General features: G+C 38.9%; 15 protein-coding genes and 2 riboswitches. Of the genes, 11 read left to right on the plus strand and 4 right to left on the minus strand.

All coding sequences use genetic code 11. The annotated features are described in order from the left end of the window. Positions 1-3: 3 nt before the first annotated feature. From DQN23_RS02985 to ribH, 11 genes are all read left to right on the plus strand, one after another. Positions 4-1182 carry a pyridoxal phosphate-dependent aminotransferase gene (locus DQN23_RS02985; RefSeq protein ID WP_058813746.1) on the plus strand — a complete coding sequence of 393 codons (1179 nt, stop codon included), beginning with the start codon at positions 4-6 and terminating at the stop codon, positions 1180-1182. Positions 1183-1494: 312 nt separating this feature from the next. Next, positions 1495-1947 (plus strand): hypothetical protein, encoded by a 453-nt coding sequence (locus DQN23_RS02990; RefSeq protein WP_233422892.1) that lies wholly within the window; start codon positions 1495-1497, stop codon positions 1945-1947. A gap of 133 nt (positions 1948-2080) precedes the next feature. Next, positions 2081-3103 (plus strand): N-acetyl-gamma-glutamyl-phosphate reductase, encoded by a 1023-nt coding sequence (gene argC / locus DQN23_RS02995; RefSeq protein ID WP_058833163.1) that lies wholly within the window; start codon positions 2081-2083, stop codon positions 3101-3103. Positions 3104-3122: 19 nt separating this feature from the next. Continuing rightward, entirely contained in the window at positions 3123-4316 is a 1194-nt protein-coding gene (gene argJ, locus DQN23_RS03000; protein WP_020916445.1) for a bifunctional ornithine acetyltransferase/N-acetylglutamate synthase, read from the plus strand. Between the two features lie 12 nt (positions 4317-4328). After that, positions 4329-5063, plus strand: coding sequence for an acetylglutamate kinase (gene argB, locus DQN23_RS03005; RefSeq protein ID WP_020916446.1), 735 nt, complete (start codon positions 4329-4331; stop codon positions 5061-5063). Positions 5064-5079: 16 nt separating this feature from the next. Further along, positions 5080-6210: an acetylornithine transaminase gene (locus DQN23_RS03010; protein WP_020916447.1), complete on the plus strand. Its 1131-nt coding sequence runs from the start codon at positions 5080-5082 to the stop codon at positions 6208-6210. A 76-nt stretch (positions 6211-6286) separates the two neighbouring features. Continuing rightward, a complete protein-coding gene (locus DQN23_RS03015) occupies positions 6287-6862 on the plus strand; it encodes an NAD(P)H-dependent oxidoreductase (RefSeq protein ID WP_374938522.1) in 576 nt (191 codons plus the stop codon). 59 nt (positions 6863-6921) lie between these two features. Then, positions 6922-7139: riboswitch (FMN riboswitch) on the plus strand. A 214-nt stretch (positions 7140-7353) separates the two neighbouring features. Beyond that, on the plus strand, positions 7354-8409 hold the full coding sequence (ribD, locus tag DQN23_RS03020) for a bifunctional diaminohydroxyphosphoribosylaminopyrimidine deaminase/5-amino-6-(5-phosphoribosylamino)uracil reductase RibD (RefSeq protein ID WP_111712683.1): 1056 nt from the start codon (positions 7354-7356) through the stop codon (positions 8407-8409). Beyond that, positions 8409-9011, plus strand: coding sequence for a riboflavin synthase (locus DQN23_RS03025; protein ID WP_111698335.1), 603 nt, complete (start codon positions 8409-8411; stop codon positions 9009-9011). Before ribD ends, DQN23_RS03025 begins: the two co-directional genes overlap by 1 nt. Then, positions 9012-10190 carry a GTP cyclohydrolase II gene (gene ribA, locus DQN23_RS03030; protein WP_111698337.1) on the plus strand — a complete coding sequence of 393 codons (1179 nt, stop codon included), beginning with the start codon at positions 9012-9014 and terminating at the stop codon, positions 10188-10190. Positions 10191-10210: 20 nt separating this feature from the next. Continuing rightward, positions 10211-10672: a 6,7-dimethyl-8-ribityllumazine synthase gene (gene ribH, locus DQN23_RS03035; RefSeq protein ID WP_020916453.1), complete on the plus strand. Its 462-nt coding sequence runs from the start codon at positions 10211-10213 to the stop codon at positions 10670-10672. A 62-nt stretch (positions 10673-10734) separates the two neighbouring features. On the opposite strand, the gene thiT is transcribed toward ribH, so the two are convergent. From thiT to nrdH, 4 genes are all read right to left on the minus strand, one after another. Then, entirely contained in the window at positions 10735-11301 is a 567-nt protein-coding gene (thiT, locus tag DQN23_RS03040; protein ID WP_111698339.1) for an energy-coupled thiamine transporter ThiT, read from the minus strand. Between the two features lie 69 nt (positions 11302-11370). After that, positions 11371-11468, minus strand: a riboswitch (TPP riboswitch). A 69-nt stretch (positions 11469-11537) separates the two neighbouring features. After that, positions 11538-12503, minus strand: coding sequence for a class 1b ribonucleoside-diphosphate reductase subunit beta (gene nrdF / locus DQN23_RS03045; protein ID WP_058813753.1), 966 nt, complete (start codon positions 12501-12503; stop codon positions 11538-11540). Between the two features lie 386 nt (positions 12504-12889). Then, positions 12890-15049 (minus strand): class 1b ribonucleoside-diphosphate reductase subunit alpha, encoded by a 2160-nt coding sequence (gene nrdE, locus DQN23_RS03050; protein WP_111712684.1) that lies wholly within the window; start codon positions 15047-15049, stop codon positions 12890-12892. Positions 15050-15119: 70 nt separating this feature from the next. Next, entirely contained in the window at positions 15120-15347 is a 228-nt protein-coding gene (nrdH, locus tag DQN23_RS03055) for a glutaredoxin-like protein NrdH (RefSeq protein ID WP_111712685.1), read from the minus strand. Between the last annotated feature and the right edge of the window lie 231 nt (positions 15348-15578).

Raw genomic sequence — 15578 nt, forward strand, 5'->3', positions numbered from 1 at the left:
AGGATGTTTTCACAATCAGATATTTTACAAACATTACCAAAACAATTTTTTGCAAGTCTTGTTGCTAAGGTCAATGCTAAAGTGGCACAAGGTTATGATGTAATAAATCTTGGGCAGGGAAATCCTGATCAGCCGACCTACGATTATATCGTTGATGCCTTGATTGAATCTGCTAAGAATCCAGCATCCCATAAATATTCACAATTTCGAGGCAATGCTAATTTTAAAGAAGCAGCTAGTCAGTTTTATAAGGATAATTATCAGGTGGAACTTGATAGTGAGAAGGAAATTTGTGTCCTTGGTGGTGCAAAGATTGGTCTGGTTGAATTTCCAGTAGCCACCATGAATTCTGGTGATTTGCTTTTGCTGCCTGATCCTGGTTATCCAGATTATTTATCAAGCGTTTCTCTTGGAAAAATTGAATATGAAACCTTTCCTTTAAAAGAAGAAAATAACTTTCTGCCAGATTTGTCAGCCATTCCTGAAGAAGTGGCAAAGCGTGCTAAATTTATCTACATCAACTACCCCAATAACCCAACTGGTGCTGTGGCGACGCCTGAATTTTATGAAGAATTGGTTGCTTGGGCGAAAAAATACGAAGTAGGTGTGGTTAGTGATTTCGCTTACGGAGCTTTGGGAGCAGATGATTTTAAAAATCCAAGTTTTCTCTCAACACCTGGGGCTAAAGAAGTTGGCGTTGAACTTTATACATTTTCCAAAACCTTTAATATGGCAGGTTGGCGTTTGGCTTTTGCGGCGGGAAATGCGGAGTTGATTGAGGCGCTTAACTTATTACAAGACCACCTTTTTGTCAGCATTTTTCCAGCTATCCAAGACGCTGGCGCAGTAGCTCTTTTAGATGAGCGCGCTAAAGCGGCAATCGCAGAGCTAAATCACAAATATGACGAGCGACGCCACGCTTTTGTCAAAGCTGCTGCTAAAATCGGCTGGCACGCCTTTGAGTCAAAAGGTTCGTTTTATGCTTGGATGCCGGTGCCAGAAGGTTATAACAGTGAAAGCTTCGCTGATTTACTCTTAAATGAAGCTCACGTCGCAGTCGCACCGGGAAAAGGTTTCGGACAAGCAGGAGATGGCTACGTCAGAATCGGACTCCTAGTTGAACCAGAACGCCTTGAAGAAGCCGTCGAGCGAATTGGACAGTTGGGATGGTTTGAAAAATAAGATTTTTAAACACTGTTTTATTAAGATATAATGAAGGCATCAATAAACAAAGCTATAGGAAAATGCTAGTATGGGGAAAAATAGATTTATGAGTCTACTTTGGCTACGTTGGCAGTTCATAATGAGTAATAAATTTTTTATTTGTTGTGATATCTCCAATTTTTGATATTGTCTTATTTGTTAATTTACTTGGTTTTGATGATAATTCGGGGTTCATTGGTATGGGACTTAATATGATATATAGTATAACAGCAGGTTCTTTTGTCTCTACCATGATTTCAGAAGAAAAGGAAAAGAAAAAATTTAAAAAGTTTGATTTTATCAGGTGTTAAACAAGGAGAATATATCACGACAGTTATTATTTTCCCAATTATTTTTTCCTTACTTGCAAGTATTTTAATTCCAATTTTGATGCAGATTAAAGACATGGAACGATGGATCTATTTAGTTGCTATTAGTCTAACAAGCCTAGTCCTTATTTTATTAAATCTTTTAATTGCTTTTGTGGCTAAGAATCAAACCCAAATAACTGTTTGTAGTCTCACTCTAGTGCTTATTGCGAGTTTTTTGCCAATATTTTCTGAATTTGCTAAATTTGTTAGGACGGTCATGGAGTATTCTTTTATCGGAGCAAATGCCAAATATTTTAAAGAATTATCAGATTACCAATTAACAGATAAAACTATTTTCGTATTACTTGGTTGGATTGTTTTAACTTCGATTGCTTTTTATTTTGCTTACCAGAAAAATAGAAAAATTGATTAATATCCATAAATTTGAAAAATAATGAAAGTACGAATGAAAATTCGTGCTTTTTTATATTTTATGTAAAAAATACTTGACTTATGAATAAATATACTATAAAATCGAATACATATTTATTCAAGGAGTGTATATTATGAGAGTGTCGATTGTTGGCATCACTGGATACAGTGGTCTAGAATTAGTTAAATTATTGAATAATCATAAAAAAGTAACGATTGCTTCGATTCATGCAACTAAGGAAATCGGTCGACGATTATCAGACTTATACCCTTACTTAGTTGGTATCTGTGACTTGGTTATCGAAGAATTTGATGCTGATAAAATCATAGCAAAGTCAGACTTGGTATTCTTTGCAACACCAAGTGGGGTCGCAAGCAAGTTGGCACAGCCTTTTGTGAAAGCTGATTTTCCAGTGATAGATTTGTCAGGGGACCATCGCTTGCCAGCCTATCTTTATGAAAAATGGTATAAAAAAACACCTGCTAGTGATGAAGAGCTGAATAAATTTACATATTCTTTGGCTGAGTTTACAGATGTTAAAGGTAAAAAATTCATTTCAAACCCTGGTTGCTACGCGACAGCAACAGAATTAGCTTTGATACCTTTGCTAAAAGCTGGTGTTGTCGAAGAAGATTCTATTATCGTGGATGCGAAAAGTGGTTTGACAGGTGCTGGTAAGGCACTTTCTGAGTCAAGTCATTTTGTTAATGTGCATGATAATTACGTGACTTACAAGTTGAATCGTCACCAGCATATTCCAGAAATTGTGCAAGAGTTGAAGTTATTTGATGAGAAAGTTAGCCACATTCAATTTTCAACATCACTTTTGCCAGTTAATCGCGGCATCATGTTAACAGTTTATGTTAAGTTGAAAAAGCCACTAACAAATGCTAATCTTTTTGCTATCTATGAAGATTCTTACAAGGATACGCCATTTGTTCGAGTGCAAGATGATTTACCAGAATTGCACAATGTCATTGGTTCAAACTTTACCGATATTGGTTTCCTCTACAATGAGATCACAAATGTCTTAACCATTGTTTCAGTTATTGACAATTTGATTAAAGGAGCGGCTGGGCAGGCTGTTCAGAACCTCAACTTGATGAATGGTTGGGATGAAACAGAAGGATTAATGATTTCGCCAAATTATTTATAGTCTAGAAAGGGTATGAGATATGAAAGTTATTGAAGGTAATGTAGCAAGCCCACTTGGATTTTCAGCAGATGGATTACATGCAGGGTTTAAGAAAAGAAAACTTGATTTTGGTTGGATTGTTTCAGAAGTGCCAGCCAGCGTCGCTGGGGTTTATACGACCAATAAAGTCATTGCGGCGCCACTAATTGTGACACGTCAGTCTGTTAAAAAAGCACAAAAAATGAAAGCTATCGTGGTGAACTCAGGTATTGCCAATTCTTGTACAGGTGTGCAAGGAATGGAAGATGCTTACACGATACAAAAATGGACAGCAGAAAAACTTGGTGTTGAACCTGATTTGGTCGGCGTTGCTTCAACTGGTGTGATTGGTGATTTGTTGCCAATGGATACTCTTAAAACAGGTCTTTCTAAACTTGTGGTGAATGGAAATTCAGATGATTTTTCAAAAGCTATTTTGACAACAGATACCATGGTTAAAACTGTTGCAGTTACGGAAAAATTCGGTCGTGACGAGGTAACCATGGCGGGTGTTGCAAAGGGGTCAGGCATGATTCACCCAAATATGGCGACAATGCTAGCTTTTATCACTTGTGATGCTAATATTTCAAGTGAAACCTTGCAACTTGCGTTAAGTCAGAACGTTGAAACGACTTTCAATCAAATCACGGTTGATGGTGATACTTCAACGAATGATATGGTTCTTGTCATGTCAAATGGTTGCACTTTGAACGAAGAAATTTTGCCAAATACGCCTGAGTTTGATAAATTCTCAGCCATGCTTAATTACGTGATGCAAGAATTGGCTAAAATGATTGCCAAAGACGGTGAAGGCGCAAGCAAACTCATTGAAGTGAATGTTAAAAATGCTCCAAACGCTCTTGATGCACGCATGATAGCTAAAAGTGTTGTTGGTTCAAGCCTTGTGAAGACGGCTATTTTTGGTGAAGACCCTAACTGGGGACGTATTCTAGCAGCAGTTGGTTATGCAGGGGTTGATGTTCCTGTTGATAATATTGACATTTTCCTTGGCGATGTTCCAGTCATGTTAAAATCAAGTCCCGTTGAATTTGAAGCAGAAGAAATACAAGATGTTATGCACGAAGATGAGATTACTATCACTGTTGATTTGCATGCGGGTGAAGCACAAGGAAAAGCTTGGGGTTGTGATTTGTCATACAGTTACGTGAAAATCAATGCCCTCTATCGTACATAAAGGGATGAGACTATGAAAAATACAATTGTGATTAAAATTGGTGGCGTTGCTAGCCAAAACTTGTCGCAAGACTTTTTAGCACAAGTCAAAAAATGGAAAGATACCCATAAAAATTTGGTCATTGTGCATGGTGGCGGCTATGCTATTAATAAATTAATGGAAGATAACCAAGTACCAGTTAAAAAAATCAATGGTCTTCGTGTAACTAGTCAATCTGATATGAAGTTGGTCAGCTATGCTCTTCTTTACATGGTTGGTGAAAATTTGACTGAAAAACTTAACCAATCATCTATTGATAGTATTCAGTTGCTATCGAATATTAAAAGAGTGGTGACAGCTGATTTTCTTGACAAGGAAACTTATGGTTACGTTGGTGATGTCTCAAATATTCAGATACCGATTTTGGAGCAAATGCTTGATAACAACATGTTGCCAGTTCTTGCATCGCTTGGCTATTCTAAAGATGGCGAACTTTTAAACATCAACGCAGATTATTTGGCAACAGCGGTCGCTGTCGCTTTAGAGGCTGAAAAATTAGTCCTAATGACTGATGTTAAAGGCGTTTTGGAAAATGGAGTTGTGCTTGATAGCTTAACATCGACAGAATTTCAAGAGAAAATTGACCAAGGAATTATCACTGGCGGCATGATTCCTAAAATCGAATCAGCAGTGAACACTGTTTTAGCAGGTGTGGGTGAAGTATTGATTGGCGACAATCTTGTAACAGGAACTTCAATCATCTGCTAACGTAAAGGAGCGACGAATGACAAAACTATTTCAAAATTATAAACGCGCAGCTATCGAATTTGTTAAAGCGCAAGGTAATTATCTTTTAGACCAGGACGGCAAAAAATACCTTGATTTTTCATCTGGTATTGGTGTGACTAATCTTGGTTTTCACCCACAAGTCAAAGCAGCTTTGCTTAAGCAGGCTGAGGAGATTTGGCACATGCCAAATTTGTACCACAATTCCTTACAAGAAGAAGTAGCAGGTAAATTAATCGGGGATAAAGATTATCTTGCTTTCTTTGCAAATAGCGGTGCGGAAGCTAATGAAGCAGCGATTAAAATTGCTCGTAAGGCGACTGGCAAGCAAGAAATTATCACTTTTGTGAATTCTTTTCACGGTCGTACCTTTGGGTCAATGTCTGCGACTGGTCAGGACAAAATTAAAGCTGGTTTTGGTGATGTTGTCCCACATTTTAGCTATGCGACATATAATGATTTGGATAGTGTCAAAGCCTTGGTGACTGAGGATACTGCGGCGGTCATGCTAGAATTGGTTCAAGGGGAGTCAGGAGTTCGTCCAGCAGATAAAACTTTTGTAACAGCCTTGAGCGAATTTTGTCAAAATACAGGGATTTTGCTTATTGTTGATGAAGTCCAAACAGGTATGGGACGTACTGGGAAACTCTTTTCATTTGAACATTATGGCATTGAGCCAGACATTTTTACTTTGGCAAAAGGTCTTGGAAATGGCGTGCCAGTTGGTGCAATGATTGCAAAAGAAAAACTTGGTTCAGCTTTTTCTTACGGCAGTCATGGGTCAACCTTTGGTGGCAATAAACTTGTCATGTCAGCAGCCTCAAGCGTACTAGATATTATGCTGGCTGATGGATTCTTGCCACAAGCACTTGAAAATGGTAATTATTTGCAAGCTGAGTTGAAGAAAGCTCTAGCTGGTAATTCAAAAGTAACTGAGGTTCGTGGGCTTGGTTACATGATTGGTATTGAAACAACTGAAAATCTTGTTGACTTGGTTGAAAAGGCACGGGACAAAGGTCTTGTTGTCTTAACTGCAGGAACAAATGTTATTCGTCTCTTGCCACCATTGACTTTGACAAAAGAGCAAATTGATCAAGGTGTTGCTATTTTGAAAGACGTTTTTGCCTAAGATAAAAGGACTTCTCTAGTGAGAGGTTCTTTTTCAAGTTGACAAATTGCTTTTAATTGTATAGAATTTTCTAAAAATGGGAGGAGTGACAAAATTGGCTAAAAAAGTTCTTGTTGTTTCAGGGCATCCTGATTTGAAAAATGATTCACTTGCAAATAAAATGATTTTAAAAGAAATTAAAAAGCTTTATCCAGAAGTTGAATTGGATATTTTGAGTAATTTGTATCCTGATTATCAGATTAATGTGACAGCTGAGCAGGAAAAATTACATCGAGCTGATGTTATTGTTTTTCAGTATCCACTTTACTGGTACATGACACCATCTTTGATGAATAAATGGATTGAAAAAGTTTTTGTGCATGGTTTTTCACACGGTTCAAATGGCAATGCCTTGAAAGATAAAGTTTTGATTGCTTCTTTGACGACTGGCGCAGGAGAAGCAGCTTATAGCGCAGAAACAGGCACAACGATTGACGAGCTTTTGGCACCGATTCGTTTGACAGCAAAATTGACTCAACTGAATTTTGCAGGCCATGTTGTGACACACGGCGTTTCTTATTCACTTCGAAACGACGCTGAAAAAGCCCAAGAAATGATTGCAAAATCACAAGTCCATGCCAAGAAATTGGTCGAAATGATTGAAAGTTTGTAGGAAATAATAAAAAAATTGACAGCTTTTTAGATTCGTGATAATCTTAAGAAGAATTGAATAGTTTTCTTCGGGGCAGGGTGAAATTCCCGACCGACGGTGTTGTTGTCTCGTTGATTGTTACTTGCTTTTATTTCTCGCTGATGTTTCGCTATGTCTGTGAGGAGAAGCAATTACTAATCAACTTTATTTGAAAAATGAGAGAGCTAAGTCCGTGAGCGCAAGCTGATCTGGTGTGATTCCAGAGCCGACAGTATAGTCTGGATGGGAGAAGAATTGATAGAGTGTCAAAAAGCATACTCTCGCTTTTTGAATTACTTTTTTAGTTGTCTTTAATCGCCTCGTAGTGTAATGCTACGAGGATTTTTGTTTTTGGTATATTTTATGTGTCAGAAAATTCAGACAACTACAGTGATACCCGATGAAAATGACTGATTAGTGCAAGCTAGTCGGATAATTTTTGTCGGGATTTTTTTATGTGAAAGGAGGAAGATATGGATAAAAACTATATGTTGCAAGCGATAGAAGAAGCTAAGCGTGGCTTTAGGCAAACTTACACCAATCCTTTAGTTGGTGCGGTGATTGTCAAAGATAATCATGTGGTTGCTCGTGGTGCACACCTGCAGTATGGTCATGAGCATGCTGAAAAGAACGCGATTTTATATTGTCAAACTCCGGAAGAACTATTTAATTCAGCTCTTTATGTGACCTTGGAACCTTGTCATCATAGGGGAAAACAGCCACCCTGTACCCAAGCGATTGTTGAGGCAGGTATCAAAAAGGTAGTTGTTGGCCAGCTTGACCCCAATCCTTTAGTAGCAGGAAAAGGTGTGGCTTTCTTAAAAGAGCAAGGAATAGAAGTAGTCACTCATATTTTGGAAGAAGAGGCACGCGCACTCAACAAGCATTACAATGTTTACTATGAGCGCAAGCGTCCTTATGTTGTTTTGAAACAAGCAGTTAGTCTGGATGGAAAGATTGCTGTGCTTGGCAAACGAACGGCTTTGACTGATGACGAGACAAATCGTTTTGTTCACGATGAACGTGATGATTTTCATGCGATATTGGTTGGTGCTGATACGGTCTTGATTGACAATCCACGTTTGCTGGGGAGTGGGACAAGCTTTTGTCCGCCAGTGCGTGTGATTTTGGATGAAAAGGGGCGTGTTTTTGACCAGTTAGATTTACAGATTTTTGAAGATAATTCGGCTCCAGTTTATATTTTTAGTAGTCGGAAGGTTTCGGATTTACCAAAGCATGTCACAGTAATTGATTTGCCAGAGTTTTCAATTGAAAATATTTTGCAGGTGCTTTATGAGAAGAAGCTTCAGTCAGTTTATGTTGAGGGCGGAGCTGGTGTTCATGATGCTTTTCTGGAAAGTGGGCTTTGGGATGAAATCATTTCTTATGTGACTCCTAAGCTTATTGGTGGTAATGGCAAAGCAGCCATGTCGAGTTTTCGTCTGGTTAGTCAAGCCTTAGAATTAGACGATTTTACCTGTCAAAAAATCGGAAATAATATTAGGCTTTCGGCTAGAAGGAGGTTGTGATGTTTACCGGATTAATTCAAGAACAAGGTCGTATTAGCCGGATTGTCAAACACCAGCAAAATATCAAATTAACTTGCAAGGCTTCACGAAAGTTGTTAGCTGATTATAAAATTGGCGATAGTATGGCAATCAATGGTGTCTGCTTGACTTGCGTGGCTAAAGCAGGGGATGCATTTACAGTGGATGTCATGCCAGAAACCTTTAGGAGAACGATTTTTTCAGAGAGTCGCGTCGGTGATTTGGTAAATCTTGAGTTAGCTATGTCAGCCAATGCTCGCTTTGAAGGGCACCTTGTGACAGGGCACGTGGATAGTGTGGCAAGGCTTGTTACAAAAGAAAGTGATGAAACTGCACTTGTACTTAGCTTTGCTTTTCCAAAAGGACTTGAAGGGCAGATTGTTGGGCAAGGCTCAATCGCGGTCAACGGTGTTAGTCTGACGGTGGTATCCGCTGAGAAGGGGCAATTTAGCGTGTCGTTGATTCCACATACGGCAAAAGAGACTAACCTGGCAAGGCTCAAAACAGGTGACAAAGTCAATATTGAGACGGATATTTTAGCAAAATACATGCAAAAACAGCTAAGAATGATGAAAGGAGACTAGATGTTTAAGGATGTTGAAAAAGCAATTTCTGATTTGAAAGCAGGAAAATTAATCGTAGTCGTCGACGATGATGACCGTGAAGCTGAAGGGGACTTGGTTGGTCTGGCAGAATTGGCAAGCCCAGAAAATGTGAATTTTATGACCAAGCACGCGCGTGGTTTGATTTGTGCGCCAGTGTCTGAGGAGATTGCTAATCGTTTGGAGCTTGTTCCAATGTCAGAAGAAAATACGGATGCACATGGCACAGCTTTTACCATTAGCGTAGACCACAAAGAAACGTCAACAGGAATTTCAGCTTTTGACCGCGCTAAGACTATTCAAGGATTGGCGTCGTCAACAAGTAAAGCTAGTGATTTTCACAAACCTGGTCACATGTTTCCGCTAGTAGGACGCTTTGGTGGTGTATTAGAACGCCGTGGGCACACGGAAGCAAGTCTTGATTTGGCACGTTTAGCTGGTGTGAGAGAAGCGACTTACATTTGTGAGATTTTAAAAGATGATGGCACGATGGCTCGTAAAGTTGATTTACATGATTTTGCTAGCAAGTGGAATTTGACCATGATTGAAGTGGGTGATATTGCGCGTTATGTGAGCTTTCAAGATAGTCCTAAGGTAAAGTTGCCATCAAGTTATGGTGACTTTGACCTTCAGTTATTTGAAGATGAAGAAAAGCGCGAGCATGTTCTCTTGTCAAAGGGAGATTTGACGACAGATGAACCGCTTTTACTGCGTTTGCACTCAGAATGTTTGACTGGCGATATTTTTGGGTCTTTGCGTTGTGACTGTGGAGAACAGTTGCATGCTGCCATGGAAAAAATTGACCAAGTTGGGCGCGGAGCTATTTTGTACCTTCGTCAAGAAGGTCGAGGTATCGGTTTAAAAAATAAACTGAAAGCTTATCAGTTGCAAGAAGAAGGTTTGGACACTTATGAGGCGAATCTTGAGCTTGGCTTTGCCCCAGATGAGCGTGATTACCAGATTGCAGCGGATATTTTGAGCTTTTTAGATATCAAGCAGGTTAAACTCTTAACCAATAATCCTGATAAGTTAGAGCAACTTGAAATGGCAGGCATAGATATTGTAGAACGCTTGCCCTTACAGATGACAGCCCACCAGGAGAATCGCGCCTACTTGCAAACTAAACAAGAAAAATTTCACCATTTACTACACATTGTTTAAGGAAATAAGGAGAGAAAATCATGACAACATTTGAAGGAAAATTTATCGGAAAAGACTTAAAAATTGCTATCGTTGTAGCACGCTTTAATGAATTTATCACCTCAAAATTATTAGGTGGTGCCATGGATGGTTTGGTTCGCAATGAAGTAGCTGAGGATGATATCGATGTTTATTGGGTGCCAGGAGCATTTGAAATTCCGTTTATGACGAAAAAAATTGTTGCGACTGGTAAATATGATGGTGTTATCACACTCGGTAGCGTCATTCGCGGGTCAACAAGTCACTACGATTTGGTTTGTAATGAAGTAGCTAAAGGGGTTGGGCAAATCAATCTCACTAGTGATATTCCAGTTATGTTTGGTGTGATTACCACTGAGGATATCGAGCAAGCTATCGAACGTTCTGGTTCAAAAGCAGGTAATAAAGGTAGCGAATGCGCTCAAGGTGTCCTTGAAATGATTAATTTGGCGAGACAAATATAATAGAAAAAAGCTAAGACATTTTGTCTTAGCTTTTATGGTGTTAAACTTAGAAAATGAAGAGTTTATTTTTTTACCAAGAAAATTTTTCCTTGTGTTGGGATGATGATAGCAAGTGCCAAAATGACGAAGACTAGGGTTAACAGTCCAGCTGTACCATTGACACTGAGCGAATAAAGGTAAGGTGACATGCCTTTTGGTGCGTAGCTTCCCCAGAAGATAAAACCAGCGACATAGTGCCAGAAGTAGCGGACAAAAACAGCAAGTGTGGCACCGATAGTTGAGTAAATCAGAGCACGTCCTTTATTGTCTTTAGAAAGAGCATTTTGAAATGGGGCAGATAAAAATCCAGCCAAACCCATTGAGACAAAGGTAATGATGTATTCGATGATAACTTGTGACAAGGCTAGGTACCAAACTTTACCTAAAATAAAGTGAAGCAAGCCCCAGATAAGACCAGCTAGGGTTCCATATTTTGGACCGCGACGTAGGGCAAAAAGCACGACTGGCACTGCACCAAATGAAGGGGTGAACCAGCTAGCAAAATCTGGAATATAAGATAAAGCCATAGCAAAAGCAGCAACCAATGCAGTCTCAATTAAAGCAGACAATTGAGAATTCTTCGACGACATAAAAAAACTCCTTCTAACACAAAGGAGCTTTTTCTGATAATATGTTCAATGCTATTTTAATCACGTTTAAAAAAGTCATATCACAATCCCTACGCTCGTCCTAACGAGATCAGGTTATCAGGATTTCGCAAATGCGATCTCAGCCGATGGCACTCCTTTGTGAATTCAATTTGTATATAGTCTAGCATGAAAGCAAGTTTCTTGTCAAGCTAGTTTGGGATAATTTTTTGAAAAGTCTAATCAAGTCCATAATTGTAATCATCATCTTGCATAGCTTCAACAGAACCAAGAAGATATCCGTTCCCGATCTGACTAAAGAAATCATGGTTAGAAGTTCCTGTTGAAATACCATTCATAACGATTGGGTTGACATCATTAGCGGTATCAGGGAAAAGCGGATCTTGCCCTAAGTTCATGAGAGCTTTATTGGCGTTATAACGTAAGAAAGTCAGAACTTCCTCAGTCCAGCCAACTTGGTCATAAAGTGTTTTGGTGTAATTTTCTTCATTTTCATAGAGTTGATAGAGCAAGTCATACATCCAGTCACGCAAGTCATCTTGCTCTTTCTCAGACAATTCATTGAAACCAAGTTGGAATTTATAGCCGATATAAGTTCCATGGACAGATTCATCGCGGATGATTAATTTGATAATTTCAGCGACGTTTGCCAATTTATTATTGCCAAGATAATAAAGAGGGGTGAAAAATCCTGAGTAAAAGAGAAAGGTTTCAAGAAAAGTTGAAGCGACCTTTTTTTGTAGAGCAGTGCCATTTTCATAAATATCGTTGATGATTTTGGCTTTTTTCTGTAAGTATTCGTTGTTGTTCGTCCATTCAAAGATTGCTTCAATTTCTGATTTTGTATTAAGGGTTGAAAAAATGGAAGAGTATGATTTGGCGTGGACAGACTCCATAAATTGAATATTGTTGAGGACGGCTTCTTCGTGAGGTGTTCTGACATCTGCACGAATGGCCTCCACACCAGATTCGGATTGCATGGTATCAAGAAGGGTCAATCCGCCAAAAACTTTACCGACCAAATCTTTTTCTTGGTCAGAAAGCTTACGCCAATCATCGAGGTCATTTGACAGCGGAATTCGCGTATCAAGCCAGAATTGTTCGGTCAACTTTTCCCAAGTTGACTTGTCAATCACATCCTCAATCTCATTCCAATTAATGGCTTTATAATAAGTTTGCGACATGTATTTTCTCCGTAAAAATAGTTTAGAAGACCAGTCAGATGACTAGGTTCGAGTTAGCTCATTTATCTAGTAGCGCTGGCATTAGCCGTGACATGACACTAATCATTTTTAAACTAACAAAAGTTGTCAAAAGGTTACGCTACGTAAGCAATTGGCTCGATGCTAGTCGATTGCTGGAGTTAGTAAGTGAACTAGGCAAACCGCCCTAGCGGTTGCCGTCTTGTTGTTAGGTCCTTTAGGACCAATGCAAGTTTTAAGTAGTTATGCTACGTAAGCAAATGGGTCGATAATAGCTATTTGGTGAAGTTAGTAAGTGAACTAGGCAAACCGCCCTAGCGATTGCTGTCTCATTACTAGGTCCTTTAGGACCAATAACAAGTGTTCAGTTAAATCACACAGCTTTCGCATTGGTTTGAAACAACTTCTTCACCGTCATCTGTAAAGGTACGGATGTAATAGATTGATTTGAGTCCCTTATTAAAAGCATAGTGACGTAAGATAGAAAGGTCACGAGTGGTTTGTTTGCTTTGCGTTTTCCATTCGTAGAGCCCTTCAGGAATATCGCTGCGCAAGAACAAAGTGAGGGACAATCCTTGATCAACATGCTCAGTAGCTGCAGCGTAAACATCGATAACCTTGCGCATATCCATGTCATAAGCAGACGTGTAATAAGGAATTGTATCTGTAGACAACCCAGCTGCTGGGTAGTAAATCTTACCGATTTTCTTTTCTTGACGTTCCTCAATGCGTTGTGTAATGGGGTGAAGTGATGCTGAGACATCGTTGATGTATGAAATTGAACCGTTTGGAGCAACGGCAAGACGATTTTGATGGTAAAGTCCGTCTGTCATCACAGCATCGCGAAGCTCAGCCCAATCTTTGCCACTAGGAATAAAGTGCTCAGCGAAGAGTTCTTTGACGCGGTCAGATTTTGGTACAAAATCACCAGTGATGTATTTATCAAAATAACTACCATCAGCGTAGCTTGATTTTTCAAAGTTGGCAAAGGTTTGCTTGCGTTCGCGAGCAATCTGATTAGATTCGACTAAAGTCCAGTAATTGAGCAGCATAAAATAGATATTTGTGAACTCGATAGATTCTGGACTTCCGTAGTGAATGTGGTTTTGGGCAAGATAAGTGTGAAGTCCCATAGCACCAAGTCCGAAAGTATGGGCTTGTTCATTGCCATGTTTGATTGTTGGTACTGCTTCGATTGATGATGTGTCTGATACGAAAGTTAAGGCACGTGTCATGGCTTTGATAGAACGACCGAAATCAGGTGAAGTCATCATATTAACCACATTGGTTGAACCAAGGTTACATGAAATATCTGTTCCCATTTTGACAAATTCTTGGGCGTCGTTGATAATACTTGGTTTTTGGACTTGAAGAACTTCAGAACACAGATTTGACATGATGATTTTGCCATCGATTGGATTAGTGCGGTTAGCGGTGTCAATGTTAATCACGTAGGGATAACCAGACTCTTGTTGGAGTTTTGAAATTTCAGTTTCCAAATCACGCGCTTTAATTTTAGTTTTGACAATGTTGGGATTAGCGACCATTTTGTCGTACTCTGCTGTAATATCGACGTAACTGTATGGCACACCGTACTCACGCTCGACACTATAGGGACTAAAGAGGTACATGTCTTCATTTTTACGAGCTAATTCGTAAAATTTATCAGGGATGGTAATCCCAAGCGAAAGGGTTTTGACGCGTACTTTCTCGTCGGCATTTTCTTTCTTAGTCGATAAAAAGGCCATGATATCTGGGTGGAAAACATCGAGATAAACAGCACCTGCACCTTGACGTTGACCAAGTTGATTTGAGTATGAAAAACTATCTTCAAAGAGTTTCATCACTGGAACAACACCGGACGCTGCGCCTTCATAGCCTTTGATTGGCGCGCCAGCTTCACGCAAGTTTGACAGGCTGATACCGACCCCACCACCGATACGTGACAATTGCAGGGCTGAATTGATAGAACGTCCGATAGCATTCATATCATCTGTTACAGAAATCAAGAAACACGATACAAATTCACCGCGTCGACTTCGTCCAGCATTCAAAAAAGAAGGGGTGGCTGGTTGATAACGTTGATTAATCATCTCAAGTGCTAAATTCTGCGCCAGCTCTTCATTCCCATCAGCAAAATAAAGGGCATTAAAAAGCACACGATCTTCGATACTTTCAAGATATTGGCTGCCGTCATTAGTTTTTAAAGCATACTGTTGGTAAAACTTGTAAGCTGCCATGAAAGATTTGAAACGAAACTTGTGAGTCTGCAAGTCCTTAGACAAGTTTTCAATAAAGTTTGGTGAGTATTTACTGATGAATTCAGCTTCGATGTAATCATTGGCAATTAGATAGTCAATTTTTTCAGTGATGCTTTCAAATGTCATGGTGTTTGGAATGACATTTTCAAGAAAGAAAGCTTTGAGAGCTTCTTTATCTTTATTTAACGGGATTTGACCGTTTACTGGACGGTTGATTTCATTATTAAGGCGAAAGTAAGAGACTTCGCCAAGATTTTTAAGACTCATAAATAAAGTAAGTTACCTAGTTCATAGATTGAGTAAGGTAATTCCTTTCTAATTCAAGATGGAAGAGTAGTTAAATAATTTCTTTTAGTTTATTTGGTTGAAATCCTGAAAAGACAATTTCGCCCGCTTTGATAACTGGAGCGGCTGTAAAACCAAGACTTTTAACGTAATCAATCATATCTGGACATTCATCCATGTTAATTTCTTGGAAATCAGCGCCAGCTTTTTCTAAAAGTTTTTTAGTCATTTTGCATTGCATGCAATTATTTTTTGAAAAAAGTGTAATTTTATTAGCCATTAGGCTTTCCTCCATAAATCGTTATCTTTTTTTAAATTCAATATTTAATTAGAATAGCCAAAATATACCAAAAAAGCAACCAAAAAGGCTTACAAAAACACCATATGTAGTGTTTGATTATTGTAATCGGTACAAAATGTAGTGATACCAAGGTTTGACAGCTTTTTTATTTTCAAGTAACACATCATGTCAGGAAATCTGACACACATCTGTAAATTAATGCTGGCAAAA

This window comes from Streptococcus lutetiensis (assembly GCF_900475675.1).
GTDB lineage: Bacteria > Bacillota > Bacilli > Lactobacillales > Streptococcaceae > Streptococcus > Streptococcus lutetiensis.